At 72.4% G+C, this 26,735-nt stretch carries 17 protein-coding genes; 10 read left to right on the forward strand and 7 right to left on the reverse strand.

The window, feature by feature from the left end; genetic code table 11:
* The first annotated feature begins 8 nt into the window (after positions 1-8).
* The 4 genes from ACI2L3_RS35855 to ACI2L3_RS35870 are packed head-to-tail and all read left to right on the forward strand — an operon-like array spanning position 9 to position 4,157.
* Positions 9-1,061 carry an ornithine cyclodeaminase gene (locus ACI2L3_RS35855; protein WP_404756614.1) on the forward strand — a complete coding sequence of 351 codons (1,053 nt, stop codon included), beginning with the start codon at positions 9-11 and terminating at the stop codon, positions 1,059-1,061.
* Between the two features lie 10 nt (positions 1,062-1,071).
* Entirely contained in the window at positions 1,072-2,040 is a 969-nt protein-coding gene (locus ACI2L3_RS35860) for an ornithine carbamoyltransferase (protein WP_404756615.1), read from the forward strand.
* A 58-nt stretch (positions 2,041-2,098) separates the two neighbouring features.
* Entirely contained in the window at positions 2,099-3,016 is a 918-nt protein-coding gene (locus ACI2L3_RS35865) for a methyltransferase domain-containing protein (RefSeq protein ID WP_404756616.1), read from the forward strand.
* A gap of 19 nt (positions 3,017-3,035) precedes the next feature.
* Positions 3,036-4,157: a hypothetical protein gene (locus ACI2L3_RS35870; RefSeq protein WP_404756617.1), complete on the forward strand. Its 1,122-nt coding sequence runs from the start codon at positions 3,036-3,038 to the stop codon at positions 4,155-4,157.
* Here the strand turns inward: ACI2L3_RS35870 and thpD are convergent.
* The 7 genes from thpD to ACI2L3_RS35905 all read right to left on the reverse strand — a co-directional run bounded on the left by thpD (position 4,117) and on the right by ACI2L3_RS35905 (position 11,006).
* Positions 4,117-5,046, reverse strand: coding sequence for an ectoine hydroxylase (gene thpD / locus ACI2L3_RS35875; protein WP_404756618.1), 930 nt, complete (start codon positions 5,044-5,046; stop codon positions 4,117-4,119). The two genes, ACI2L3_RS35870 and thpD, sit on opposite strands and share 41 nt — an antisense overlap.
* 29 nt (positions 5,047-5,075) lie before the next feature.
* Positions 5,076-6,023, reverse strand: a complete 948-nt coding sequence (locus ACI2L3_RS35880) for an amino acid ABC transporter permease (protein WP_404756619.1) — start codon at positions 6,021-6,023, stop codon at positions 5,076-5,078.
* Complete coding sequence (locus tag ACI2L3_RS35885; RefSeq protein ID WP_404756620.1) at positions 6,020-6,667, reverse strand: amino acid ABC transporter permease; 648 nt, start codon at positions 6,665-6,667, stop codon at positions 6,020-6,022. The genes ACI2L3_RS35880 and ACI2L3_RS35885 overlap by 4 nt, the downstream gene beginning before the upstream one ends.
* Positions 6,668-6,685: 18 nt before the next feature.
* A complete protein-coding gene (locus tag ACI2L3_RS35890; RefSeq protein WP_404756621.1) occupies positions 6,686-7,567 on the reverse strand; it encodes a glutamate ABC transporter substrate-binding protein in 882 nt (293 codons plus the stop codon).
* A gap of 143 nt (positions 7,568-7,710) precedes the next feature.
* Positions 7,711-8,832, reverse strand: coding sequence for a hypothetical protein (locus tag ACI2L3_RS35895; protein WP_404756622.1), 1,122 nt, complete (start codon positions 8,830-8,832; stop codon positions 7,711-7,713).
* A 34-nt stretch (positions 8,833-8,866) separates the two neighbouring features.
* Positions 8,867-10,330: a hypothetical protein gene (locus ACI2L3_RS35900; RefSeq protein WP_404756623.1), complete on the reverse strand. Its 1,464-nt coding sequence runs from the start codon at positions 10,328-10,330 to the stop codon at positions 8,867-8,869.
* 64 nt (positions 10,331-10,394) lie between these two features.
* A complete protein-coding gene (locus ACI2L3_RS35905) occupies positions 10,395-11,006 on the reverse strand; it encodes a hypothetical protein (RefSeq protein WP_404756624.1) in 612 nt (203 codons plus the stop codon).
* A 344-nt stretch (positions 11,007-11,350) separates the two neighbouring features.
* Here ACI2L3_RS35905 and ACI2L3_RS35910 point away from each other — a divergent pair, with 344 nt between their 5' ends.
* The 6 genes from ACI2L3_RS35910 (at position 11,351) to ACI2L3_RS35935 (ending at position 26,722) form a co-directional block, all read left to right on the forward strand.
* A complete protein-coding gene (locus ACI2L3_RS35910; protein WP_404756625.1) occupies positions 11,351-12,721 on the forward strand; it encodes an RCC1 domain-containing protein in 1,371 nt (456 codons plus the stop codon).
* 271 nt (positions 12,722-12,992) lie between these two features.
* Positions 12,993-19,496: an SDR family NAD(P)-dependent oxidoreductase gene (locus tag ACI2L3_RS35915; protein WP_404756626.1), complete on the forward strand. Its 6,504-nt coding sequence runs from the start codon at positions 12,993-12,995 to the stop codon at positions 19,494-19,496.
* Between the two features lie 69 nt (positions 19,497-19,565).
* The gene (locus tag ACI2L3_RS35920) at positions 19,566-20,774 is read left to right on the forward strand and encodes a geranylgeranyl reductase family protein (protein ID WP_404756627.1); all 1,209 of its coding nucleotides are present in this window, start codon (positions 19,566-19,568) and stop codon (positions 20,772-20,774) included.
* An 87-nt stretch (positions 20,775-20,861) separates the two neighbouring features.
* Entirely contained in the window at positions 20,862-21,857 is a 996-nt protein-coding gene (locus tag ACI2L3_RS35925; RefSeq protein WP_404756628.1) for a hypothetical protein, read from the forward strand.
* A gap of 66 nt (positions 21,858-21,923) precedes the next feature.
* Positions 21,924-23,771 carry an HSP90 family protein gene (locus ACI2L3_RS35930; protein ID WP_404756629.1) on the forward strand — a complete coding sequence of 616 codons (1,848 nt, stop codon included), beginning with the start codon at positions 21,924-21,926 and terminating at the stop codon, positions 23,769-23,771.
* Positions 23,772-23,773: 2 nt separating this feature from the next.
* Entirely contained in the window at positions 23,774-26,722 is a 2,949-nt protein-coding gene (locus tag ACI2L3_RS35935; protein WP_404756630.1) for a hypothetical protein, read from the forward strand.
* The last annotated feature ends 13 nt before the right edge of the window (positions 26,723-26,735 follow it).

Raw genomic sequence — 26,735 nt, forward strand, 5'->3', positions numbered from 1 at the left:
GGGCGACGATGTCGGAGCAACTCCTCTTTCTCGACAGGGAAGCGGTGCTCGCCTGCCTCGCGCACGTGGACGTGTGCGCGGAGATCACGCGGGTGCTGCGCCGGCACGCCGAGGGCCGGGTGGAACTGCCCGCCGAGGGCTACCTGCCCTGGACCAACGGCGAGGGCGCCTACTGCCGTTCGCTGGCCATGCTCGGCGCGGTGGAGGTCGACGGCGGTCCCCCGCTGCGGGGGATGAAGCTCATCAATGCCGCGACGAGCAACCCGTCCCACGGGCGGGAGCGGGCCGCGGGCCTGGCCATGCTCTTCGACCCGGACACGGCCCGGCCGCGCGTGCTGGCCGAGGCGGGCTGGCTGAGCGCGACCCGCACGGCCGGCTACACGATGGTGAGCCTGCGGCACCTCGGTCCCGAGCGGTGGGACGCGGCGGCGTTCCTCGGCTGCGGCACGCTCGCCCGCGTCCATGTCGGGCTGCTGGCCACGACGTTTCCCGAGGCGACGCGCGTACACCTCTACGACACCGACGCACGGCGTGCCGAGGAACTGGCCGACTGGATACGGGAACGCCACCCGCACTTCACCGTCCGGGTGGAACCGGGCGCGCGGGAGGCGGTGGCCGCCGCACCGGTCGTGGTGACGACGACCACCGCCGACCGCGGATACCTGCCGGCCGCGTGGCTCTCGCCCGGCACCTTCGTCGCCCATGTGTCCCTGGCCGACCTGCTGCCCGACGCCTTCCTGGAGGCACAGGGCGTGTTCGTGGACGACGTCGCGCTGGTCGCCGACAACCCCCGCAGGGTCCTCGGCCGCTTGATGCGGGAGGGCCGGATCACGGACGGCCGGAGCACGGACGGCCCGGCCGCGGACCGCGGTTCCCCGGCCCGGCCCCTGAGCGGCACCCTCGGCCAGGTCCTCACCGGCGAGCGGCCCGCCGTGCGGCCCACCGTGTCCCATGTCGTCAGCAACCCCTTCGGCATGGCCGTCCTCGACGTCGGGCTGCTGGGCGCCGTACACGATGCCGCGTCGCGTCTGGGCCTGGGCCGGACCTTGGCCCTCTACTGAAAGGGACAGCATGGACCACCACTTGGCACGGCCCGGCCCTGTTCCGGCGCACGGTCTGTTCTCCCTCGCCGAGGTGGAGCCGGACGTGATCGGCGGACTCGCCGCGCGGTCGGTGGAGCTCTTCCGGGACCAGCGCGCACACGACCGGCCGTTGGCGGGCAGCGCCGTCGGCGTGCTGTTCACCAGGACCTCGACCCGTACCCGTACGGCCTTCACCGTCGGCGCCATCCGGCTGGGCGCCGTTCCTGTCACGTACGGCCCGCAGGATCTGCAGTTGAACACCGGTGAGTCGGTGGCCGACACGGGGCGCGTCCTGGGCAGCATGCTCGACCTGCTGGTCGCGCGGACCGCCGGGCCCCTGGAGGAGCTGCGTGAGCTGTCCCGCGAGGGCGGCCTCCCGGTGGTCAACGCGATGGCGGCCGAGGAGCACCCCACCCAGGGAGTGACCGACCTCGCCACCCTGCACCTGGCGGTCGGTGATCCGACCGGGGTGAGCGTGCTCTACGTGGGCGAGGGCAACAACACGGCGGTGGCCCTGGCCCATGCCCTGGCGAGCGTGCCGGGGGCCCGGGTCACCTTCAGCACTCCGTCCGGCTACGGGCTGCCGGAGGAGGAGCTGGCGAGGGCGTCACGCAGAGCCGCGGTCACGGGCGCCACCCTCGAAGAGGTGCACGATCCGGCGCTGCTGCCCGATCACGTGGACGTCGTGTACACCACCCGCTGGCAGACGACGGGCACCGCGAAGCCCGACCCCGACTGGCGTGAGGCGTTCCGTCCGTTCCATGTGGACGCCTCCCTGCTGGCGCGCTGGCCGCAGGCCTTGTTCATGCACGATCTGCCCGCCCACCGCGGCGACGAGGTCGCCGGTGAAGTCCTCGACGGGCCGCGGTCCCTCGCCTGGACCCAGGCCGCCATGAAACTCGCCGGGGCCATGGCGGTCCTGGAGTGGGTGAGCGGACCCGCCGCCAAGGCGAAGTGACCTGCCGTGCACCCGTCCCTCTGCCCCTGTTCCCCTTCACACGGATCGAGGTCCTCCCGTGCAGCCGACCCGTGTCACCGCCTACCGGCATCTGACCCCGCGTGACCTGGACCCGCCCTCGTCGCCGCAGGTCTTCTTCGAACCGGCCGACACCGAGACAGGCGTCTGGGTGGCGCAGGACCTGATGCGTGAGGGCTGCCTCGTCCTCGACCTCGGGTCCGGCAGCGGTGCCGCCGCGGCGGCCATGGCCCGCGCGGGAGCGGCCCGCGTCCACGGCGTCGACTCGGGGGAGGACACCGTGGCCTGGGCGCGCAAGCACTACGCCTCGTCCGACGACGACCGCCCCGTCACCTTCGCGCACGGCGACTTCACCGCGCTGTCCCCCGCCGAGCTGCTGGCCACCGCCCCCGCCCCGGTCCGGCCGCCCGTCGTCGTCACCAGCAATCCGCCCTACGTCCCGCTCACCGCCGAGGCCGACGCCCTGCGCCGGTCCGTCGGCGGGGGCACGGACGGGCTCAAGCTGATTCCCGCTGTCATCGCGCACGGCCGTGCGCTGGGGGACGGCCTGGGCATCACCATCGGCAGCTACTCCACACCCCGTAAGGCGGTCGGGATGCTGGAGGCGGCCGGTTTCGCCGTGCACGCCGTCACGTTGTGCCCGCTGCCGTTCGGGGACTTCACCCGGGACCACCCCGAGCAGGTGTTTCTCCTGGAGGAGCGGGGCGAGGCGGTGGTGTGGCGCTCGGGTCCGTACCCCCTGGCCTACTTCATCGTCGGCCTGGCCTGTCGCAGGGCCAGCGAGGACGGCGCGCGGACGGGCCGGCTGACCGGTGGGGGGCTGCTGGATCTGCTGCGTACGGCCGCCCGCTCCCGCACCACTCGCCTCGAGGCCCTGGACGAGTGGGCTCCACCCGGGTGGGCGGGTCCCCTGCGCGTCGTGGACCTGCCGCAGTCGACCGTCCGCCATCACTGGTGAGCCAGCAGAGAGGCCGTTCATGGACAGCACCCGGGTCGTGCCCGTCTCGCCCGTCAGCGTCACCACCGGCGCCGTCGAACACAGCGTCGACTTCATCCGCCCACGGCTGCTGGCCACCGGGCACGAGCGGGTGTCCTTATACGCCGGTGTCCAGATAAACGGCGCCCCGCACCTGGGCACCAGCGTCATGCAGGCCTCCGCCTTCCTGCTCGCGCAGGTGGCCCGGGACAGGTTCGGTGTCGAGGTGGTCCTGCGCTTCGGCGCCCTGGACAACTCCGCCTGCGAGACGCGCCGGTGTCCGCGGACGGGGACCCTCTACGAGCGCTCCTTCCACCACGCCCTGGGCGGCGAGCGGGTCGACGAGCTGATCCGGACCTACTACGGGGGCTTCTTCGACGCGTTGTCCGCGGCCACGGGCGTCCCCTACGAGACCGAGACGTACACCCGGCAGCAGAGCCGGCGGGACTTCCGGCAGGAGTTCCTCGACTCACTGCTGCGGATGGACGCCCTGCGGTGGGTGCTCGCGCCGTCGCACGGCAAGGTGCCGCTGAGCCCGCCGTGCCCGCGGTGCGGCTGGGCGCAGAAACAGGGCGAGGCCACCGAACTGCTCACAGCGGGGCCGGACCGCGCGGAGCTCGCGGCGGTCTGTCCGGACCACGGCGGATACACGGTGCGGGTGCGGGCCGACGACGAGGGGGCGGACGGGGCGTACATCAGCTCGGGCACGCTCCACCGCAACCTCCTCAAGGAGCGGGTCGCGGCGCGGGAGGACGCGCTCGCCGTGGTGGTCAAGGGTGCCGACTGGGCGGCGGGGTGCCGCCTGCTCGACGAGGCGTTCCTGTGCTGTCCGGGGGCGGTGCTCCCGGTGCGCCTGTTCACGCCGGTGGTGCTCTCGACGTCCGGCGCCAAGCTCTCCAAATCGCTGATCCGTGCGGGGCGGACGGAGGCGACGGCGGACAGTGCGCCCTGGATGCTCGACGCGGGTGCCTGGCCCGGGACGAGTGAGGAGTACGCGCGGCTGCTGCTGGATCTCGTCTCGCTGATGATGTCCGAGCCGCGGCACTTCGAGCGCGGCTACACCACGCTCGAAGTGGCCAGGCTCATCGACGCGGCCGGTCTGCGGACGGGGGCACCGGTGTGACGTCCCGTTCGGCGAGGTATCCGGGACGTACTTCGGAGGCCGCGTACGGCGTGGTCAGCGCGTTGTCGACGCTGTTGTAGACGACGAAGAGGTTCGTCCGGGGAAAGGGTGAAACGTTTCCTCCGGAGGCGTGCAGACAGTTGCAGTCGAACATGACGGCGGACCCGGCCGGTCCGGTGAACTGCCGGATGCCGTGCCGTTCGGCCAGCGTCGTCACGGCGGCGCGGTCCGCGGGCCCGGCCGGGAGGTTCTTCCCCAGCAGCGAGAGCTTGTGGTAGCCGGGAGGAGTGCGGCCCACCGAGGGCACGAAGGTCCGCTGGGAACCGGGGATGATCATGAGTGGTCCGTTGAACGGCAGGTTGTCCGTCAGGGCGACGGAGAAGCTCAGCGCGCGGGGTGCGGGCATGCCGTCCTCGGAGTGCCAGGTCTCGAAGTCCGAGTGCCAGCCGAACTTCGAGCCGTCGAAGGCCGCCTTGTAGTTGACCCTGCTCTGGTGGACGTAGACGTCAGAACCGAGGATCTGCCGGGCCCGGTCGGCGAGGCGGCCGGACTGGACCACTCGCCTGAAGATCTCGCTGATCCTGTGCACCTCGAAGAGGGAACGGATCTCGTCGGAGTCCGGTTCGGGAGCCACTCGCCCGGAGGACCGCAGTGCGGTGTCCGAGGCCATGCGCCGTATTTCCTCCCGGCACTCCCGCACTTCGCCGGCGTCGAGGAGCGCCCCGAATGCGAGGAATCCGTCCCGGTCATAGCCCGCCACTTCATCGGCGGACAGCGGGCCCGGTGAACCGTCGCCCCACACCACCGGATGGTGACGCCGAAAAGGCACCGATTCGGTCTCGACACGCGTGGGGTAGAGATCTTCCACCAATTCGACAGATTCGGTCATGCCGATTCCTTCCGTCTTCGGTTGAGTTCTCACTTCCCTTCGACTTCTCCGGGGAAACTATCGCGCGACCGCGCCCGTCGATTCCGTACCATTCCGGTCATGGTCAACATATGTCCTGCGGCAATACGGCGGGCCACATAAGAAAGGAGGAGACACGTGATGATGTACAGCGAACCGACCACGCACAGAACGGGTAGGTAGGGGTAGCCGGAAGGAGTCGCCGTGTTCTGTGCCAGGAGTTTTCCGGCATAGAGAAGTTCCTCGTACATGATGAAGAATCCGAGCGACGTGTCCTTCAGCGTCACCACCATTTGGCTGATTACGCTCGGCAGCATGGTCCGGACCGCCTGAGGCAGGGCCACCACCGTCATCACCTGTGTCTTGCGCATCCCCAGCGCGTATCCGGCCTCGAACTGCCCCTTGGGCACGGCGCCCACGCCCGCCCGCAGGATCTCCGCCTGCGCCGCCCCGTTGTACAGGGCGATGCCGATGACCAGGGCCCACAGCGTGGGGCTCGCGAAATTCTCCGCGAGCCATTCGCCCGGGGCTCCCAGACCCTTCCGCAGCAGGTCGGCGACTGCCGTGACGCAGGTGCGCAGCACGTCGGTGGCGTACAGGGCGAAGACCGTGATGATCACCGGCACCGCGCGGAAGAACTCCACCAGCGCCCCGGCGGGCCAGCGCAGGAACCGGTGCGCCGAGAGCCGCCCCGCCGCGAACAGGAGACCCAGCAGCAGGGAGAGCACCACCGCCAGGACGAACGCCTTGAAGGTGTCCACCACGCCGGTGAGGATGCGCAGCTGCACCCCGCGGTACCCGAACGCCTCCCACATCCGCGCGTCGAACTGCCCGGCGTCGGCGAACCGCAGGAGCATCCAGCAGACCGCGCCGCCGGTCACCGACGCCACAAGGACCGCGTACCAGAAGTGGCGGCGGCGGGCGCGCGGCCCCGGGGCCTCGAACAGGGCGGATGTCATCGGGGCACCGCCAAACGACGCTCAAGGAGGCGGAAGCCGGTACTGATCACCGAGATCAGCACGAGATAGGCGACGGTCACCCACAAGAAGACGGCCGCCACCGCGTATCCGCGCTCCACCAGGGTCTTCTCGGTACTGAACAGCTCGTAGACGCTGAAGCCGCCGGCGAGCGCGGAGTTCTTGACCAGGGTGATCACGACATTGCCCAGCGGCGGCACCGCCGCCCGCCCGGCCTGGGGGAAGACGACGAGCACCGCCGCCTGCATCGTGGACATGCCGAGGCTCCGTGCCGCTTCGGCCTGCCCGGTCTCCACGGTGTTGACGCCCGAGCGCAGCGCCTCGCACACGAACGCCGAGGCGTAGCCGCCCATCACCAGGACGGCCAGCGTGAAGTAGTCCGCCCCGGTGAGGCCCAGCATGGGCAGTCCGAGCGTCACCCCGAAGAAGAGGACGGTCAGCGGGGTGTTGCAGAGCACCGTCACCACCGTCGCGCCGAGCCCGCGGCACAGCGGCACCGGGCTGATGCGCAGGGAGACGAGCAGGATTCCCAGGGCCAGCGCGAGCAGCGTGCTCAGGCACATCAGTTGGACGGTGCCCATGAAGCCCTGCCAGAACAGGCCGGCGTTGTCGGTCAGCACGTTCATGACGCCTCCAGGCGCGGATCAGTACCGCTGCACCGGCGGCGGTGTCGGCGCCGGAACGCCGGAGCGGCCGAGGGTGGCGCGGTACGCCCGGAGCCAGTCGCCGTTGCGGACGTGGTGTTCGATGGCGTCGTTGACGTGGTCGCGGAGGGCCGCGTCCCGCCGTGCCAGGCCCACGCCGTAGAACTCCTCGGAGAAGGGCCGGCCGACGACCCGCAGCCGGCCCTCGTTCTGCGCCGCGTAACCCTTCAATATCGTGTCGTCCGCGGTGACGGCGTCCACCACGTCCATGACGAGGTCCTGTACGCAGTGCGCGTAGCTGTCGTGGGACACGACGGTGGCCCCGTATTCCGGCTGCCTGATCCGCTCGTACGGAGTGGATCCGGTCACCGTGCAGACCTTCTTTCCGCGCAGTTCCTCCGGTCCGCGGATGCTCCGGTCGTCCTTGTCGACAAGGAGATCCTGTCCGCCGAGATAATAGGGGCCGGCGAAGGAGACCTGTTTCTTCCTCTCACTGTTTATCGTGTAGGCGCCCACGTACAGATCGACGTCCCCCTTGGATATCGACAGCTCTCGCACTTGCGGAGCCACCGTTTTCCACTCGATGTCGTCCGGACCGAATCCCAGATACGCCGCCACCATTTTCGCGATCTCCACGTCGAATCCCGAACGCTGCCCCGTCACCGGATCCTCGAATCCCATGAACGGGTGGTCCGACTTCACGCCGATGGTTATCTTCTTCTTCGCGAGGGCACGGGACTCACCGACCGGGTATTCGAGACCCGGGTCGCTGCCGGTAAGTGCTCCGACGCTGCCCGGAACACTTCCCTCCCTGCCGCATCCGCCCAGCACGAGACATATCAGCAGCACCAGGGGACCCAGCGGACGAACCCATGCCAGCACCTTCCCTCCTCGGGAATAGCGTGCGTCGGAATGGAAGTGGTGTCCGGACCAGTTTAACGATGCCGATGCGCCGCGCTACCGGGCAATTCCATGCACGGGCGGCCGGAGAGCCTGCGATTCCGGCCGCCCGCGCGGCACCCGCGTCAGCCGATCTTCCGCCAGACGCCTCCCTTCTCCAGCCGGTAGCTCCCGGTGAGCCGGCGCTGGTCGGCGCCGGCCCGCGGCGTGGCCTTCTGGCCCCCGCCGTTGTCGTCCGGCTGCTTCGCGGTGGCACCGGACGGGCGCACGCTCTGGCACTTGTCGGGGTTGGTGTAGGTCTGCGCCACGACGGTGGAGGAGTTCGTGGTCGACGGGCCGTCCACCGCGATGTCCTTGACCATCTTCCCGGTGCCGTCGACGCTCAGGTCTCCGACGACCCGGGACATGGAGTTGAGCGCGCCGAACTGGATCTCGTCGTTGGGCTTCAAGGTGAAGGAGACCTCGGTCTCCTCGGAGTTGGTCATGCTCCAGGTGTGGCTCCAGGTCCCCTTGAACGCGGCGGTGAACGCGCCGCGCAGGGCCAGGTGGATGAGGCTCTTGAACGCCGCGGTCGTGCTGACCTTCTCGGTCATCTGGGCCGTGCCGGTCAGCGTGTTCGACACCGTGGCGCTCGTGGACGCCGTGCTTTCCGACGTGGAGTCCTGGTTGGGGCCCTTGTCCTTGGGGGCCGAGTGGTTGGTCTCACTGCTCTTGCTCGTGTTCGTCGTGGTGGCGCTGCCCGTGGTGGCGTCCTGGAGCGTCTGCTGCGCCTGTACCTCGCCGGTGGTCGAGCCGCTGACCTCGTTGTCGGTCCAGGCCGTGCCCTCGATGGTGGCGCTGCCGGAGACCTCACCGCCGATGTTGTCGGAGCTGGAGGTCTCCAGCTTCACCGTGCGCTTGATGGACATGTCCGCGTTGGTGCAGTTGATGGCGGCGTTGGACACCGAGTAGACGGCGCTGGTGAACTCGCGCTTGCGCTGCGGGTCCAGCTTGAACGAGCAGGTGTATCGCTTGGTGTGGCCGCACAAGGAGGTGACCTCGTGCACCGACTTCAGGGGCCTCTTCCCGTCGTACGCCCGGGCCTTCGGCATCTTCCCGATGCCGTAGTCACCGATCTTGTCGCCCCGGGGTGCCGCCGCCGCGGGGAAGGCGGCGGTGAGGGACAGGGCGGACAGGACGGGGACCAGGACGAGCATGCGGCGGGTCGCCGCTCGGCGGTGCTGGGAGGAACGCGCGGTGTGAACCATGACTGTGTCCTTTCGTTGCTGGTGTCCTGAGAGATCAGGAGGTGACGCGCGGTGTCCTCCGGTCCGGGGCGGGGGGCTTGTCGACGGTCAGCGGGACGGTGCGGGTCTTGCGGCCCTTGGGGGCCTCACCGGTCGGCACCAGGTGGGGAACCGTGCGCAGGGTGGGCGCGCCGACGCTGTTGTCCGGGGTGCGGGCGTTGTCACGGGCGTCGCCGCACCGGGTCAGCTCGACCTTGCTCATCGGGCCGGTGCGCTGGTAGAAGCGGTCGCCGAAGGAGCCGGAGGGCAGATCGGCGAAGACGTCCATCCGCTCGTTCTTGCTGTCGTGGATCAGCGTGCCGGCGAGCCGCTCGCGGGCGGCCTGCACCTCGATCCAGCTCACCTCGCCCGGCTGGACCGTGACGGACATCGTCCGCTGTTCCTTGCGCCCGTAGAGCAGCGGGTTGTTCGTGTTCATCTCCAGTGGGTTGCCGTCGGCGCGGGTGAAGCCGGCCGCGATCTGGGTGGCGATGTTCTCGTACCCCTTGCGCACGTCCGTCTGGTGCGGTTGCTGGGGAGCCGACTGCTGTTGCTGCTGCAGGCCCTGCGGTCCCGGTGGCTGCTGCTGCGGCTTCTGCTCGTCGTTCTTGCGCTTCGAGAAGTACTGCGTGACGTTGTCGTACGGCAGCTCCTCCCAGTTGACCGGGCGCTGGTCGGTGATGGCGTTGCGGGTGCAGTTGATGTAAGCCTGGCCGACCATGCGCGGCCGGTCGTAGTACCGGTAGGAGTAGCGGTCGTCCTTCTCGAAGTGACAGGTCCTGGGCCCTGCCAGGCAGTCCTGCACCACGATGCGGGGCTCGACCGGTTCGCGCCCCTGGTACGCCTGGGGCATGGGAAGCCGCGCCTTCTTGAGGTCGTACGGCACCGGCGCCGGGTCCTGCGTGGCGTGGAAGTGCGTGACGAGCGGGCCGCAGGCGGACGCCTTCTGGTAGGTCCAGCTGATCCGCGGGTTGTTCTCCGCGGCCGTGAAGGAGTACGAGCGTCCCTCGTGCCAGTGCGGCTTGCCCGCCGTGGTGGTCTCCGTGGTGACGGGCTGCTCGGAGTTGCCCTCACCGGCGACGGACACGCGGTACTCCTGGCCCTTCGTCGGGTCGTCCGTGCCGCAGTTCGTGAGCGGACTGGGGCTGTCGTCCCACGTCACGGTGACCGTGGAGCCCTTCTGGACGCGCCACAGCCGGGTGCTGAGGCTGCCGGCCGAGCCGTTGCTGAGCGAGGCCGCCTGCAGTCCGCCGCCGTGGCCCGCCCGGCTCGCCGAGAACAGCTGGGTGTTCTTGCCGTCCCAGCCGTTCGGCGCCACCTTCTGGACGGTTCCGGCGGACACGGCGGGGCTGGCGAGATCCGGGTTCTCGATCCGCGCGCCCACCTCGTCGGCGGCGAACGCGGCCCCGGGCAGGGTGCTCAGCACGAGGGAGCCGCCGAGCAGCGCCGACAGGCAGTAGGTCGTGGTGCGTCGTGGCATGAAGGTCTCCTTGGAGGAAGTGAGGGGAGAAGTGCGGGGAGCGGGTACGGGGTTGCCCGGGTGTTCAACAGGCCCACCAGGACGACTGCGGCACGATGACCTGGTCGTCGGAGAGCCGGTCGCGCATGCCGGAGTTGGCGTGGCACTGCTGCGTCACTCCGTCGGCGGGGGCCGCGGACCGCGAGACGTTCCCGAAGTCCGTCTGCTGCTGGACGTAGGCGTCCTGATCCTTCTTCTGCGCGTCCTGGGCCTCGCCCGTGATGGGCCGGTTGCACGTATGGAAGTTCTCCACCTGGCACTTGTCCTTCGCCTGCTTGTTCTTCCCGACGTCCGAGCAGGCACTGCTCGACGGAATGCCGTTGATGCCACCGGATGCGCAGGGGTCGCTGTCCGGCGGTGAGGGGACGGGCGACTTCTTGTCGACCTCCGGCGGCTTGGGCTTCGGGGCCTCGGCCGGCGGGGGCGCGGTCTGGGTGTCGGGCGCGGGGGCGGGGCTGAACTTCGCGGGCGGCGGCTCGTCCGCCTTGGCCACCACGGCCTCGGCGGCCACGGCTTCGGCGACCACGGCCGTGGGCACGGCGGCGGCCGGCGTCAGGCCCAGGGCCAGGGCGGAAGCACCCGCCACCGTGAACATTCCGGCCGCGAGCAGGGCACGGCGCACAACAGCAACACGCATGGTTCTCCTTCGGAGTTTTGGAGGGGGAGTCGGCGGCCTCTGAGCCACACCACGGTGGGGGCCGCCGCTCTCACATTCCGACAGCTCGGCCTTCCTCGCCATTCGACTTGCCCTGTGTGGTGCGCCAGTTGGCCGCAAGATGGGGCCGACTGGCCGTAGGCGTCGGGGCTTTGGCGTAGCCAGGGTTTTCGGGCCGACCCCCCAAAGGCGTGAACTCTGGTTGCCGCAGGCCGAAAAGCGGTTCGAACGCGGCAAGCATGTTGCTGGACGCCACGATTCGAGTGGCTGGTCCTCCAACTGCGGCGCCACGCTTACGTCGTGGTGCCCGAACGAACGGAAATCCCATGAACGCAAAGACCCGTGGGCTGCGCCTGCGCGCTGCCCTGACCGTCATAGCCACCGTGACCGCTCTCGGAGCGGCAGCGTCCCCGGCTCTCCCCGCCGAGGGACACGACCCGCTGGTGTACGCCTGGGGCGCCAACTCCGGTGGCCAGCTGGGCAATTCGACGTCGCCCGACCGGTACGCCCCGGCTCCCGTGCCCTCCCTGCCCAAGCAGGACGTGTTCGAGGTCGCGGCCGGCGGCGGTGCCACCGACGGCTGGGGCTTCGGCGTGGCCCTGCGCAATGACGGGTCCGTCTGGACCTGGGGCCAGAACGACAAGGGCCAGCTCGGCACCGGGCCGACGGACCCCGACCACAACGCCGCGCCGGGCAAGGTGCCGAAGCTCAACGGCATCGTCGACGTGGCCGCGGGCGGCCGGCACGCGCTCGCCCTGCGCGTGAACTCCGGTAAGGCGGACGGTGTTTACGCCTGGGGTCTCAACGACAAGGGCCAGGTCGGCGACCACACGAACGACGACCGCTCGGTTCCCCAGCTGGTCCAGAGCATGCACGGCGGCAAGCAGGTCGCGGCCGGGTGCAATCACAGCATGCTCCTCACCGACAAGAACACCGTGCAGACCTGGGGCCTCAACGACAAGGGCCAGCTCGGCACCGGTACCGGCAAGGACGACGACACCAACGAGGACCACAACACCCCGGTCGAAGTCCCGGAACTCACCGACGTGGTGAAGATCGACGCCGGGTGCGAGTACAGCCTCGCCGTGAAGTCCGACGGCACCGTCTGGGCCTGGGGCGACAACTCCAAGGGCCAGCTCGGCATCAACAAGGACGGCAGCGCCGTGGAGTTCAGCAACAAGCCGGTTCAGGTCCAGGGCCTGCCCGCGAGCCAGGGCGGACCGGTCAACTCGGCCGATCAGCCGGGCGGAACGGACACCGGGACGGGCACGGGAACGGACGCGACCCAGGGCACGGGCACGACGGTCCGGGACATCGCCGCCGGCTACGACCACGCCTACGCCCTGTACTCCGACGACAAGGTGTACGGCTGGGGCAACAACGAGAACGGGCAGCTCGCCGACGGGACGAAGACCAACCGGACGAGCGCGCACGAGGCCATCGAGCTGCCTTCGGTGCGGGCGATCTCGGCGGGCCGCGGCTACGGCCTCGCCGTGCGCTCCGCCGGCGGCGGCACCACCAACGACATCATCGGCTGGGGGCTGAACAACCACGGCCAGCTCGGCAGTGGTGACGACCGCACCCACGACCTCAACGACAACGACCAGTTCGTCACGGTCTTCCCGCAGGAGGCGGAGCAGGCGAACCCGTTCACCCGCGTCACGGCGGGCAACAGCCAGTCCAGCTACGCGTATTGAGCCGGACAGGCCCAACATGACCGGTGAACTGCCGGTCTCCGTTTGAACCCGCCCTCCGCACCTCGTGCGGAGGGCGGGTGCCGGACGCGCACTTCCCCCGCCGCGTCGAAGATCCGTCAATCACCCGGCCATCCGGCTGATCCTGATGCGTTCGCGAGTCGGCGCTCCCCCTGCATGCCACGACTCGCGGCACGCACGCCCTTGGCCCACATCCACCGCGTGCCGAAATATCCCTTGCCTCGCAAGATCCGATTGGTGAAGGACAGCCCCTATGCACGTACAACCCGACGTCAAGGACCCCGGTGCGGGCCAGGACGAGCCGATCGCGATCGTCGGGGCCGCCTGCCGGTTCCCCGGCGGAGCCGACTCCCTCTCCTCGCTGTGGCGGCTGCTGATGGCGCGTCGGGAGACGGTGCGGGAGGTGCCCGCCGAGCGGTGGGAGCAGGCGGAGCTGGCCGGTCTGCCCGCGCAGGTCGCGGACCGGCTGCGGTACGGCTGTTTCCTGGACGACGACGTGTACGCGTACGAGCCGGAGTTCTTCGGGATCAACGCTGATGAAGCGCCCTGGGTGGACCCCGAGCACCGGTTGCTGTCGGAGGTCGCCTGGGAGGCCATCGAGCACTCCGGGATTCCGGCCCGGCGGCTGTCCGGCACACCGACGGGCATGTTCTTCGGGATCTACCAGAAGGACTACATGCTGCGTGTGCAGCGGCCGTTGGAGGACGTCAACGCGTACGCGATGTACACCGGCTTCGACAGCATCGGCCCCGGCCGCGTCGGCTTCATGCTGAACCTGCGGGGCCCGCAGGTCGTCATGGAGAGCGCCTGCGCTTCCGGTCTCGTCGCCGTGCACTCCGCCTGCCAGAGCCTGCGGACCGGCGAGTCGGATGTGGCGCTCGCGGGTGCCGCCATGCTGACCCTGGGACCGGAGGGGGTCATCGCCCCCGCGCTGTGGGGGGTGTTCTCGCCGACCGGCCGCTGTCACGCCTTCGACGCCGCCGCCGACGGTTACGTACGCGGTGAGGGCTGCGGTGTGGTCGTACTCAAGCGGCTTTCGGACGCGGTACGGAACCGGGACCGGGTGCTCGCGGTGGTGCGTGGCTCGGCGGTCAACCAGAACGGGCGGGGTACGCGGCTGAGCGCGCCCTCGGAACCCGCGCAGATCGATCTCTACCGCCTGGCGCTGGAGCGCGCGGGCGTCGACGCCGGGGAGGTCGGGATGGTGGAGGCGCACGGTCCTGGCACGGCGGTGGGCGACCCCATCGAGTTCGGCGCGGTGGCCGCCGTCTACGGCAAGGGGCGCGACAAGTGCGCGCTCGGCTCGGTGAAGACGAACATCGGCCACACCGAACCGGTGTCGGGCGTGGCGGGTCTGCTGAAGGCCATCGCGTCCCTGCGGCACGGGATCGTGCCGGCCAGCCTGCACTTCAACGACTGGAACCCGCAGATCGACGCCGGCGGCACCCGGCTCTTCGTGCCCACCGACACGACGGAGTGGCCGGTACGGGAAGGCGCCCGGCTGGCCGCGGTGTCCTCCTTCGGCATCAGCGGCACCAACGTCCACGTCGTACTCGAACAGCCGCCCGCACTGCCCTCACTGCCCGCCGCGAGGCGCCCGGTGCCGCCCGAGCGCTCCACCGCGACGTCCGGTGACGACGAGGTCCTGCGCGTGTTCCCGCTCTCCGCGGGCACGCCCGTGGCCCTGCGCTCCGCGGCCGGCCGACTGGCGCGGTGGCTGCGGGGCGAGGGGTCGCACGTGCCGCTGGGCGACGTGGCCCACACGCTGGCCGTCCGGCGGTCGCCCGCGCGGGAACGGGCCGCCCTGGTCGCCGCCGGCCGGCCGCAGCTGCTGGCACGCCTCGATGAGCTGGCGGCCGGTGCCGCGCCCCGCACCGGGGTGGCGACCGGCCGGGCCGTGCCCGACGCGGGGCGGGGCGTGGTGTGGGTCTTCTCGGGGCACGGCTCGCAGTGGGCGGGCATGTGCCGCCAACTGCTCGACCGTGACCCGGAGTTCACCCGGGTCATCGACGAGCTCGAACCGCTCGTGGCCGAGGAGTCCGGCCTCTCCCTGCGGGAGACCCTGTGCCGCCCCGAGGTGGTGACCGGGTTCGACCGGGTGCAGCCGGTGATCTTCGCCGTCCAGCTGGGTCTCGCGGCGATGTGGCGCTCGCACGGCGTCGAACCGGCGGCCGTGGTCGGGCACTCCATGGGCGAGGTCGCCGCCGCGGTGGCCGCCGGGGCGCTCAGCGTCCGGGACGGGGTGCGGGTCATCTGCCGCCGCTCGCGGCTGATCCTGCGGACGGCCGGGCAGGGCCTCATGGCGTCCGTCGCCCTGGGGCGCGCCGAGGTCGAACGGCTCCTCGCGGAGGACGATGTGCGGGGCGTGACCGTCGCGGTCGTCGCGTCGCCGGAGAACACCGTCGTCGGCGGCGACGCGGACCGCATCCGGCGCCTCGCCGAGGAGTGGGACGCGCGGGGCGTCGGCATCCGCGTGGTCGAGGTGGACGTCGCCTCGCACACCGCGCACATGGACCCGATCCTGCCCGACCTCGCCGACGCGCTCGCCGAGGTCGTCGGCAAGACGCCCGGCACGGCCTTCTACAGCACCGTCACCGACGACCCGCGCGAGCACGCCGCCTTCGACGCCGCCTACTGGTCGGACAACCTCCGCCGCGAGGTGCGCTTCGCCGACGCGGTGCGGGCCGCGGCCGAGGACGGGCACCGCGTCTTCGTCGAGCTCGGGCCCCACCCGGTCCTTGTCCACCCGGTGCAGGCCACGCTCACGGCGTACGGACACACCGACACCGCGGTCGTGCCCTCGCTTCAGCGCGACACCGACGACATGGCGGCCTTCCACACCAACGTGGCGGCGCTGCACTGCGCGGGCCACCCGCTGGACTGGGCCGCGCGTTACGGAGACGGCGCGCTGGCCGACGTACCGCCGACCACCTGGGAGCGCACCCGGTACGTCGTCGATCCCTCCCCGCTCCGGCAGTCGTCAGGGGCCCGCACCTCCCCCGCCCCGCACCCGCTCACCGGAGCGCACACCGCCGACCCCGACGGGGAGGGCCGCCACCTGTGGCAGACCCGCGTCACACCCGACACACTCCCCTGGCTGGACGCGCACCGCGTCAACGACGTCCCCGTGGTGCCCGGCGCCGCCCTCTGCGAGATGGCCGTCGCCGCCGCCTGCGACCTGTACGCCGCCGGTCCCGAGCGGCTGCGCCTCACCGGTGTCGACCTGCAACGGCTGCTGCTGCCCGCGTCCGACGGCACGTCCGTCACCGCCACCGCCGAGGCCGCCGGTCCGGACACCGCGCGCTGGCGGGTCGTCAGCACGGCGGCCGACGGCACGGCCGTCCAGCACGCCCAGGCGTCCCTGCACCTCGTGCCCGACGGCGAACCCGCCCCCCAGGGCCGCGAACCGGAGGAGCTGCTCGCGGAGTTCCCGCACGCCGTGGACCCGGCGGACGTGTACCGGCAGATGCGTGAGGAGCGGGGCGTGCACCACGGGGCGCCGTTCCTCGGCCTCCAGGCCCTGTACACGGACGGGGCACCGGCCGACCGTGCGGGCGCCCGCCTCCTCGCCCGCCTCCGGGTGCCGGACGACGGGCGGGCCGGCGCGCAGGCCCTCCACTGCCACCCGGTCGCGCTCGACACCTGCCTCCAGGCCGTCGCGGGCGCCGTGCTCCGCACCGGCTCCGTGCCCGCCGGCGGCATCCTGCCCCGCTCCATCGAGTCGCTGCGCCTGTACGGGACGGTGCCGCTCACCGGCTACTGCCTGGTCACGCTCCAACTGGCGGACGGGGACCGGTTCCTCGCGGACTTCCGGCTCTGGGCGGACGACGGCTCCCTGGTCGCCGAAGCCACCGGCGTCGAGTTCCGTCACGTCCCCGCCGAGAGCACGGAGGAGCGCTTCGGCAAGCGGCTGCTCCAGGCGGTGTGGGAGCCGGGCGAGCGTCCGGCGCCGGGCGGTGAGCCCGGCGTCCTGACCCTCCTGGCCGAGCCCGGGCGCGAGGCGTACGCGGACGAGCTGGCCGCCGCCTTGGGACAGCGGGGCGCCACCGTGAGCGTCCAGGCCCTCACCCCTGCCGACGGTTCGGAAAGTGCACCGGTGCTGCCGCCCGAGACGGCCGCGCAGGCGTCGCGCGCGGTGGTGTATCTGCCCGCGTGCGGCGGCGACTTCGGCAACGGCTCCGACCGCTCGGCGGTCGTGGACGCGACCCCCGACCGGTGGGCGCGGCAGCAGGTCGCGCGCCTGACGGAGACGGCCCGCGCGCTCGTGCGGACGGAGGGCGGCGTTCCGCGCCTGTGGACGCTCACCGCCACCGCGCAGCACGTCTCCCCCGGCGACCGGCCGGACCTGGCGCAGGCCGGGCTGCGTGGGCTCGTGCGGGTACTCAGTTACGAGCACCCCGAGCTGCGCCCCTGCGTCCTGGACGTCGATGCGTCGACGCCGGTCACCGAGGTCGCCGCGGAGCTGCTGGCCTGCCCCGACGAGCAGGACGAGGTCGCGTACCGGCACGGCACGCGGCACCTGGCGCGGCTGCGGAACGTGCCGTTGGGCGGCGAGGAGCGGCGTCGGGTCACCGTCGACCACGGCAGTGACCGCGTGGCCCTGCACCTCGGACAACCGGGGGACCTGGACTCGTTCGAGTTCGTCGCGCAGTCCCGGCGGCGCCCGGGGCCGGGCGAGGTCGAGATCCGCATCGACGCCACCAGCGTCAACTTCATCAACGTGCTGCAGGCGATGGGGGTCTACCAGCGGTTCGACACCGGTGAGGAGGGCGCGGACGTCAGCGCGTTCGACGGCGCGGGCGTCGTCACCGCCGTCGGGGACGGCGTCCAGGAGGTGCGGGTGGGCGACCGCGTGGCCGCCATGTTCGTGGACGCGTCGCAGTCCGCGGTGATGGCCTCCTTCACGACCGTCCGCGCCGACTGTCTGCTGCCGCTGCCCGACGGGCTGAGCGCCCGGGACGCCGCCGCGCTGCCGTGCGCCTATCTGACGGCCTGGTACTCACTGCGGCACCTGGCCCGCCTCAGGGCGGGCGAGAAGGTGCTGATCCACTCGGCGAGCGGCGGCACCGGCCTTGCCGCGCTGAACCTGGCGCGGGCCTGTGGCGCGGAGGTCCTGGCCACCGCGGGCAGCGAGGCCAAGCGGGCGTACCTGCGGAGCCTCGGCGTCGCGCACGTCATGGACTCCCGCACCCTCGACTTCGCCGACCGGGTGCGCGAGGTCACCGAGGGCCGCGGCGTCGACGTCGTACTCAACTCCCTCACCGGCCCGGCGCAGAGCGCGAGCCTCGAACTGCTGGCGCACCGGGGCCGGTTCCTGGAGCTCGGCAAGCGGGACATCTACGCCAACACCCGGCTGGGCCTGCTCCCCTTCCGCCGGAACGTCACCTTCGCCGGTGTCGACGTGCTGATGATGATGCGGCAGGACCCGGCGCTCCTCGCCGAGGGCTACCGCGAACTCGCCGGGATGCTCGCCGACGGCACCCTGCCGCTGCTGCCCGTCACGGAACACCCCGTCGCCGAGGCGTCGTCGGCGTTCCACACCATGGCCTCCGCCCGGCACACCGGCAAGCTCGTCCTCACCTGGCCCGCCGCGGGCACCGACACGCTGCCCGTACGCCCGGAGGACGTTCCCGTCGTACGGCCCGACGCGAGCTATCTGGTCACGGGCGGCCTCGGCGGGCTGGGGCTGCTGGTCGCCCGGTGGCTCGCCGAGCAGGGCGCCGCCGCGGTGGTGCTCACTTCCCGGAGCGCCCCGGCCGAGGCGGCCCGTACCGCCCTCGACGCCCTCACGGCGGAGTTCGGCACCCGCGTCGAGGTGGTGTGCGGCGACCTCGCCGAGCCTGGCGTCGCCGACACGCTCGTACGGGCCGCCCTGCACACCGGCCACCCCCTGCGCGGAGTCGTCCACGCCGCGGCCGTGGTCGAGGACGCCACCGTCGCCAATCTCTCCGCAGCCCTCCTGGAGAAGGTCTGGCGGCCCAAGGCGACCGGTGCCCGCCTGCTCCACCAGGCCACGCTGGGAGAGGAGTTGGACTGGTGGGTGACCTTCTCCTCCGCCGCCTCCCTGCTGGGCAACCCCGGGCAGGGCGCCTACGCGGCCGCCAACGCCTGGCTCGACGAGTTCACGAGCTGGCGCCGGGCCCAGGGCCTGCCCGCCACCTGCGTCAACTGGGGGCCGTGGGCGGAGGTCGGCCGCGGCACGGGGATGGCCGAACGCGGGTACGCCATGATCGCGCCCGCGGAGGGCATCGCGGCCCTGGAGCGCATCCTCCGCCACGACCGCGGCCGCACCGCCTACACGCCCGTCGACATGTCCCGGTGGCTGGAGTCCTTCCCCGCCACCGGCCGCACCGCCTTCTTCGCCGAACTGGCCGCCCCGGCGGCGGGCGCGGAGGGTGCCCGGGCCCGCAACGCCCTGCTGGAGTCCCTGCGTGAGGCGGAAGGAGCGCAGCAGCGGCAGCGGTTGCTGCTGCCCGAGGTCATCGGCCACATCGCGGCGGTCCTGCGGCTCGGCACCGACCGGTTCGACGCCAACACGTCCCTGGTCACCCTCGGCCTGGACTCCCTCATGGCCATCGCCCTGCGCAACCGCCTCCAGCGCGAGCTGGCCCTGGACATCCCCACCACCGTGATGTGGACCCACCCGACGGGCACGGCCCTCACCCGCTACCTCCTCGGACGCCTGCATCCGGAGGAGGGCCAGGACGAGGCCGACGCCGACACCGACGCCAAGCAGCCTGTGGCGCAGGCACTTTGACTGGCCATCACTCCTCCCGTACGACGACAGCCACCGCACCCGACCGGCCAACCCCTAGGTGATCACCCCATGCCCCCTCCCCCCACCCCCTCCCGCACGCCCGGCACCTGGGACGTGATCGTCGTCGGTGCCGGGCCCGCCGGCGCCACCGCCGCCCGCGTCGCCGCCGAGAACGGCTGCACGACGCTGCTGCTGGAACGCGCCACCATTCCCCGCTACAAGACCTGTGGCGGAGGCCTCATCGGAGCTTCGCTCGCCGCCCTGCCGCCGGGTCTCTCCCTGAAGGTGTACGACACGGCCCGCCAGTTCACCTTCGCCCACAACGGGCGCCGGGAACGCACCCTCGACTCCACCTCGCCGACCTGCGCCATGGTCTACCGCAGCGAACTCGACGCGGCGCTTACGGAGGCGGCCGCCGCGGCGGGCGCGGAGGTGCGGGACGGCACCGCGCTGACCGCGCTGGAGCAGCAGGGCGGCATCGTCAGTGTGCGGACGAACCGTGGTGACACGCTCCGCGCGCGGGCGGTCGTCGGCGCCGACGGCAGCGCGAGCAGGGTCTCGCGGTACGTGGGCGTGGAGTGCGCGCAGGTCGACCTCGCCCTGGAGGTGGAGGTGCCGGTCGACGGGCGGACGGCGGAGCGCTGGCGGGGCAGGGCGCTGATGGAGTGGGGGCCGCTGCCGGGCTCGTTCGGGTGGGTCTTCCCCAAGGGGGACGTGTGCACCGCCGGGGTGGTGGCCGCCCGGGGCAACCCCGTTGCCCTGCGCGCCTACAAGCAGGACTTCCTCGAACGGCACGGGCTCGTCGGCCCGCGCCCCCTCCACGACACCGGCCATCTGACCCGGTGCCGCCGCCCGGACTCCCCGGTGGCGCGGGGGCGCGTGCTGGTGGCCGGTGACGCGGCGGCACTGGTCGACCACTGGTCGCGGGAAGGCATCTCGTACGCCCTGCGTTCGGGGCGGTTCGCGGGCGACGCCGCCAGCCGTCTGGCCGGTGCGGCCGAGGCGGAGGCGACCGCGGCGGCCGACGGCTACGGCCGCCGGATCAACGACGTCCTGGGGGCCGAAATGCGGGCCAGCAGCACCCTCATGAGCCTCTTCGCCCGCAATCCGTCCCTCGTCCACACGGCCCTGACCCGCCTCCCTCCGGCCTGGCACCGCCTCGACGCCTACATCTCCGGGCGCACGAGCGTGGCCGGGATCATGACCACCCCGCTGGCCCGTACGGCCGCGGCCGTGGCCCGGCGGCTGCCGGCGGCCCGCGAAGGCGATCGCATGTGAAGCAGTCGTGAACACCCTGTGGAAGCGATGACAGTGGTGCCGCTTATGCTGCGGCGGACGATCACGCGGATCAGGGGAGGGCGCGGCATGCTCGGCAAGCTGTTCGGCAGGGGCGGGGAGAGACCAGGGGGTCCGGAGGCGGACCCCCATGCCCTTCCCGTCCCGCGCAGGCGGAAGAACGGGACGTACACGCTGCGCGCGCTCGGCGACGAGCGGGTGGCGGCGCTGGTGGCGGCGGCCGGGGCGGGCGACTGGGAGGCGGTCAAGGCCGCGCTGGTCCCCTTCGACATCGGCCGTGACGATCACGTCCTCGGCGAACTCGCCGACGTGGACGGCGTGCAGGACTGGATCGGCCGGGCCGTCGAGGAGGACAAGGAGCACCGGGCGACGGCCCTGCTGATATCCGGGGCGCGCCACATCAGCTGGGGCTGGGAGGCGCGCACCTCCAACCGTGCCGTGAACGTCTCGCGGGAGCAGTGGCGGGTCTTCTACGAGCGGCTGCGCATCGCCGAGGAGCACCTGTTCGAGGCCGCCGAGCTGCGGCCGGAGTGGGTCACGCCGTGGAGCCAACTCCTCATCTCAGGACGCGGCATGTCGGTGGGCCCCGACGCCAGTGTGGCGCGGCTGCACGCGGCCCTGCGCCGGGAGCCGCTGGACCTGGAGACGCACCTCGCATGGGTGTCGCAGCTGCAGCCGCGCTGGGCCGGTGAGCCGGGCCAGGCCCTGGCGTTCGCCCGCGACGCGCTCGCCCACACCCCGCAGGGACACCGGCTCGGCTGTGTGATCGCCATGGCGCACATCGAGGAGTGGGTCGAGTCGGACAGCGGCGACTGCCTGCAGACCCCGGCCATCCGGGACGAGTTGCGGAAAGCCGCCGATCACAGCATCCTCCACCCCGCCTACGTGCGGCGGCTCGGCTGGCAGCACGACTTCAACATCTTCGCCATGGCCCTGTCGCTGGCCGACGAGCGTCACACGGTGCGGCGCGTCTTCCAGGCGCTCGACGGCGCGTACACCAGCTGGCCGTGGGTGTACTTCGCGGAGCCCGAGAAGCAGTTCGCCCGGCGCCACCGCCGCGCCTGAGAGCCTGTCTCAGCCCGCGCCTGCCCCGCACGTCACCCCTCGCTACTCGACACCCCGGACTGCCCGATGACCCTGCCCGAAACCGCCGCGAGCCCGGCCGGCGCCGACCGCACCTTCCAGGTGGATCTGCGCGGCCTCGTCGACCTCCTCTCCCATCACCTCTACTCCAGCCCCCGCGTCTACCTGCGCGAACTGCTGCAGAACGCCGTGGACGCGCTGACCGCCCGGCGGGCCCTCCAGCCGGACGCCCCCGCCGACGCGTTCGGCATCCGGCTGCACGCCGACGGTTCGGTGGTCCGCGTCGAGGACGACGGCGTCGGTCTCACCGAGGCCGACGTGCACGCCTTCCTCGCCACGATCGGCCGCAGCAGCAAGCGCGCCGACCGCATCGCGGAGCAACGCGGCGACTTCATCGGCCAGTTCGGCATCGGTCTGCTCTCCTGCTTCCTCGTCGCCGACGAGATCCACGTCGTCAGCCGCTCCGCCCGCACCCCGGACGCGCCCGCCGTGGAGTGGCGCGGACGCGGTGACGGCAGCTACACCGTCCGCGTGCTGCCCGCCTCCGCCCGCCCCCGGCCCGGCACCACCGTCACCCTGACGCCGCGCCCCGACGCGGGCGAGTGGACCCGGCCGGCCCAAGTGCGTTCGCTGGCCGGGCACTTCGGCTCGCTGCTGCGGCATCCGGTGACGTTCGACGACGGCACGGGCGGCCCCGGCTCGGCCGTCAACCCCGAGCCCGCTCCCTGGGCGCGTACGTATCCGACGCCGGGAGCCCGTTCCCGTGCGCTGGCCGCGTACGGCGAGGAGGTCTTCGGGTTCACGCCGCTGGACACCATCGAGCTGGATCTGCCGGCCGTCGGTCTGAAGGGCATCGCGTGCGTGCTGCCCGAGGCGGTGCCCGCCGGGCGCCGGCACGGCCACCGCGTGCACGTCAGGGGCATGCTCCTTTCCGAGCAGGCCGAGGAGATCCTGCCCGAGTGGGCGTTCTTCGTGCGCTGTGTCGTCGACGCGGAGAGCCTGCGCCCGACGGCGTCCCGCGAGTCCCTGTACGAGGACGACACCCTCACCGCCGTCCGTGACGCCCTCGCCGAGCGGCTGCGCGACTGGATCGCCCGGGCCGCCGCCGGCGACCCGGACCTGCTCGCCCGCTTCCTCCAGGCCCACCACCTGGCCGCGAAGTCGCTCGCGGTGCACGACGACGAGATCCTGCGGATGCTGCTGCCCTGGCTGCCGTTCGAGACCACCGGCGGGCACGCCACCCTCGACGAGTTCGCGCGCACCCACCGCACGGTGCTCGTGACGTCGAGCGTGGAGGAGTTCCGGCAGGTCGCGGCGATCGCCTCGGCCGCCGGGCTCGGCGTCGTCAACGGCGGTTACACGTACGACCGCGAGCTGGTCCACCGGCTGCCCGAGATCAGGCCCGAGGTCAACGTCGCCGACCTCGATCCGGCGACCCTCACCGCCCACCTCGATCCGGTCGACCGGGAGACGGAGCTGGCCGCCGCGGCCTACCTCGCCCGGGCCCGCGACGCCCTCGCCGTCTTCGACTGCGATGTCGCGCTGCGCACCTTCCAGCCCGCCTCCGCGCCCGCCCTCCTCATCGACAGCCGCGAGGCGCGGCACGAGCGCACCCGCTCGCAGCTCGCCCGTGAGCAGGAGGGCGGCCTGTGGGGCGACATCCTCGGCGCCCTGCGCCAGGAGGCGCCGCGCGCCCAGCTGATCCTCAACCAGCTCAACCCGCTGGTCCGCACGGCCGTCGCCATCGACGAGCCCGAGCTGGCCCGCACCAGCGCCGAGGCGCTCTACGGGCAGGCCGCGCTGCTGTCCCGGCGCCCGCTCAGGCCCTCCGAGTCGAGCCTCATCAACCGCTCCTTCCTCGACCTTCTCGCCCACGCCCTCCGCAAGGACAGCTGACGATGCCGACCGCACCCCACGCCCAGCAGCCGCAGAACACAGATGAGCTGTACCGGGCGCTCCGGGAGAACGATCAGCGCCCCTACGGCCGCACCCGCACCGTCACCGCCGAGGAACTCGTCGACGCCGCCGAGCGGTTCGAGGACCCCGCCGTGCTCGCGCACGCGCTCTTCGAGCTCCAGGAGGCGTACACCTACGGTGCCGAGCCCCGGAAGTCGCCCGTCGTCTTCGCCCGTCTGCTCACGCTCTTCGACGAACAGCCCGACGTCTTCGACGAGCGCCTGCGCCATCTGCTGTTCTGGCGGTTCAAGTGGGTGGCCACCGCCCTGCGCGCGCTGCCCGAGATACCCCTGGCCAGTCTGCGCCAGTGGCAGACGGAGATGCGCGGCCGGTACGAGAAGGCCGGCCTCGGCCTCCAGCCCTGCTACGGGCAGGCGTACCAGCTCGCCGCCCACATCGGTGAGGACACCTCCCTCGCCTACGAGTTGTGGGCGGGCCGCACCCGTACTCCGCTGAGCGACTGCGAGGCCTGCGAGACGTGCGAGCGGGCCCGTCACCACCTGGCGGCGGGCGACGACGAGCGGGCGCTGAACGTCTGGGAACCCGTACTGGCCGGGGACGAGTCCTGCCAGGAGGAGCCGGCCCGCTCCGTCTCGTACGCGCTGCTGCCCCTGCTGCGCACCGGCCGCACCGACCGGGCCAGGGAGCTGCACCTCGCCGGTTACCGCCGGTGCCGGCGCGTCCCCTCGCTGTGCGGGGAGGTCGGCCGCCATCTGGAGTTCTGCGCGCTGACCGGCAACGAGGCTCGCGGGCTCGAACTGCTCGCCGAGAACCGGAACCTGTTCGACGAGGTCGAATCGCCGCTGGAGCTGCTCGACTTCCTCACCGGTGTGGAAGTCCTCCTGCAGCGCGTCGAGCACCTCGGCCACGGCGACGTGCCCGCCGCGGGTTTCGCGGGACGCGCCTGGACGGTGGCCGGCCTGCGCGCCGAGGTGCGTGGCCGCGCCGACGACCTCGCTGCCCGCTTCGACGCCCGCAACGGAACCACGGCCCACGCCGAACGCCGCGGGGCCCGCCTCGACCGCGCGCCGCTCCTGGACGCGCTGGAGCTGACCCTGCGCACGCGCGGCCTCGACGAGCTGGCCCCCGCCGCCCCGGCCGCCGCGCCCGCCGCCCCCGCGGCCGACGCCGCCCCCGAGCCGCTGCCCGAACTCATCGCGCGGGCAAGGGCGTTGGAGGACCAGGGGCATCCGGACGCGGACGCCTGCTGGGCGCGGCTGCGCACACTCGTCGCCGCCCGCGGCTACGCCCACCCCGACGACCCGGCCGTGGGCCCGCTCGTACGGCTGCGGGCGGACCTGCTGGCCGACGAGGCGGGCGACGCCGCCGAGAGGGACGACTTCGCCACCGCCGTGGCCCTCCACGAGGAGGCCGCGGGACTGTACGACGACGCCGGGGAGCCGGGGCACGCGGCCGTCGCCCGCGGCCGGGCGCTGCTCGCAGGCGCCCAGCTCCCCGCGGAGGACGGCGGAGACACCGAGGCGCGGGCCGCCGCGCTCGCCGCCGCCCACGAGGCCGTGGTCCGCCTGCACGAGGAGACGCCCGGCCTCTCCCCGCACCAGGAGGTCCGGCTGCTGCGGCTGCGCGCAATCGCGCTCGGCCTGCGCCTCCAGACGTCGGGCAGCGCCGACCACCGCGCACCGGCTCGCGCCGAGGCGGAGCTGCTGCACGCGTTCGCCACCCGGCACGACCTCGCCGACCAGACCTCCTACGCCCTGCAACTGAGGGCCGGCACGCACGCCCTCTCGGGCGACCTGCCCGCCGCTGTCGCCGAGGTCGACGGCCTCCTCGACCGGCTGAAGGCGCACGGCCCCGCCTGGCACGTGCCCCGCGTCCTCGCCCTGCGCGGCCGGCTGCACCTCGGCCTTGAGGACGCGCACACCGCGCACGCGGATCTGGCCGAGGGCCTGCGACAGGCCGCCGACTGGCCGGCCGGCACGGCCGACACCGCCCGGCTGCACGGCGATCTGGCCGAGGCCTGCCTGCACCTGGGCCGGCCCGACGAGGCGCTGCGGCACCTGACCCGCTCGGCCGAGCTGGACCTGCGCCGGGGCAGCCGCACGGACGCCTTCTGCACGTACAGCAACGCGGCGCAGCTCAGCCTCGACCTGGGCCGGGTGGAGGACTGCATCGCGCTGCTCGACTCCGTCCTGGCCGAGCCGGACGTGGCCTCCGGGGAGCTGGACGACCGGCTCGCCGCGCAGCTGCGCCTGACCCGCGCCCGCGCGCTGCACGCGGGAGAAGACCTCAAGGCCGCCACGGCGGAGTTCGCCGCCCTCGCCGCCGAGTCGGCCGGCTGGGACGACGACCCGGGGAGCCACGCGATGATCGCCGCCGAGACGGCCGTGCTCCTCGGCGAGTCCGGCGAGTTCGCCCGGGCGCGCGAGGCGGCGGACCAGGCGCTCGCCGCCCACGCCCGCGCACCGCGCTACGAGCAGCTCAGCGGCTGCCTGCGCGAACTGGCCCGCCTCCAGGCCAGGCGGCAGGGCCCCGACGGGCTGGTCGGCGCCCTCGCCCACCTCGCCGCCGCGCGCCGGATCGCCGACGAGGCCCACGCCGCCGGGTACGAGCCCCGGGGCCGCCCCCTGGAAGCCGCCCTGGCCTACGAACACGGCAGGGTCAACGCCTACGCGGAGCGGTACGAGGACGCCCTGGCCGCCCTGGACGAGGCCCTCGCCCTGCTCGGCGACCCGGGACCGGACGAGGACCACGCCGGGGAGTGGGCTGAGTGCGTCCGTCTCGCGGGCGCCGTGGAAGGCCTCCAGCTGGAGCGCCCTGCCACCGCCCTCGACCGCCTGAACGCGGCGCTCGCCCGTCTCACCGCCCTCGGCCACACCGAGGCGGCCGAGCCGCTGAGCACCTTGGCGGCACGGCTGCGCGAGACGGAGTGACCCGTACCGCCCG

Origin of the sequence: Streptomyces sp. NPDC029674 (assembly GCF_044903205.1) — a bacterium.
In the GTDB taxonomy this organism is placed as follows: domain Bacteria; phylum Actinomycetota; class Actinomycetes; order Streptomycetales; family Streptomycetaceae; genus Streptomyces.

Bases quoted from the DNA above. Each gene is read 5' to 3' on its own strand.
- ACI2L3_RS35900 (WP_404756623.1), bottom strand. From the start codon at position 10,330: ATGCCACGACGCACCACGACCTACTGCCTGTCGGCGCTGCTCGGCGGC.
- ACI2L3_RS35870 (WP_404756617.1), top strand. From the start codon at position 3,036: ATGGACAGCACCCGGGTCGTGCCCGTCTCGCCCGTCAGCGTCACCACC.
- ACI2L3_RS35855 (WP_404756614.1), top strand. From the start codon at position 9: ATGTCGGAGCAACTCCTCTTTCTCGACAGGGAAGCGGTGCTCGCCTGC.
- ACI2L3_RS35910 (WP_404756625.1), top strand. From the start codon at position 11,351: ATGAACGCAAAGACCCGTGGGCTGCGCCTGCGCGCTGCCCTGACCGTC.
- ACI2L3_RS35895 (WP_404756622.1), bottom strand. From the start codon at position 8,832: ATGGTTCACACCGCGCGTTCCTCCCAGCACCGCCGAGCGGCGACCCGC.
- ACI2L3_RS35905 (WP_404756624.1), bottom strand. From the start codon at position 11,006: ATGCGTGTTGCTGTTGTGCGCCGTGCCCTGCTCGCGGCCGGAATGTTC.
- ACI2L3_RS35920 (WP_404756627.1), top strand. From the start codon at position 19,566: ATGCCCCCTCCCCCCACCCCCTCCCGCACGCCCGGCACCTGGGACGTG.
- ACI2L3_RS35885 (WP_404756620.1), bottom strand. From the start codon at position 6,667: ATGAACGTGCTGACCGACAACGCCGGCCTGTTCTGGCAGGGCTTCATG.
- ACI2L3_RS35915 (WP_404756626.1), top strand. From the start codon at position 12,993: ATGCACGTACAACCCGACGTCAAGGACCCCGGTGCGGGCCAGGACGAG.
- ACI2L3_RS35935 (WP_404756630.1), top strand. From the start codon at position 23,774: ATGCCGACCGCACCCCACGCCCAGCAGCCGCAGAACACAGATGAGCTG.
- ACI2L3_RS35880 (WP_404756619.1), bottom strand. From the start codon at position 6,023: ATGACATCCGCCCTGTTCGAGGCCCCGGGGCCGCGCGCCCGCCGCCGC.
- thpD (WP_404756618.1), bottom strand. From the start codon at position 5,046: ATGACCGAATCTGTCGAATTGGTGGAAGATCTCTACCCCACGCGTGTC.
- ACI2L3_RS35930 (WP_404756629.1), top strand. From the start codon at position 21,924: ATGACCCTGCCCGAAACCGCCGCGAGCCCGGCCGGCGCCGACCGCACC.
- ACI2L3_RS35925 (WP_404756628.1), top strand. From the start codon at position 20,862: ATGCTCGGCAAGCTGTTCGGCAGGGGCGGGGAGAGACCAGGGGGTCCG.
- ACI2L3_RS35860 (WP_404756615.1), top strand. From the start codon at position 1,072: ATGGACCACCACTTGGCACGGCCCGGCCCTGTTCCGGCGCACGGTCTG.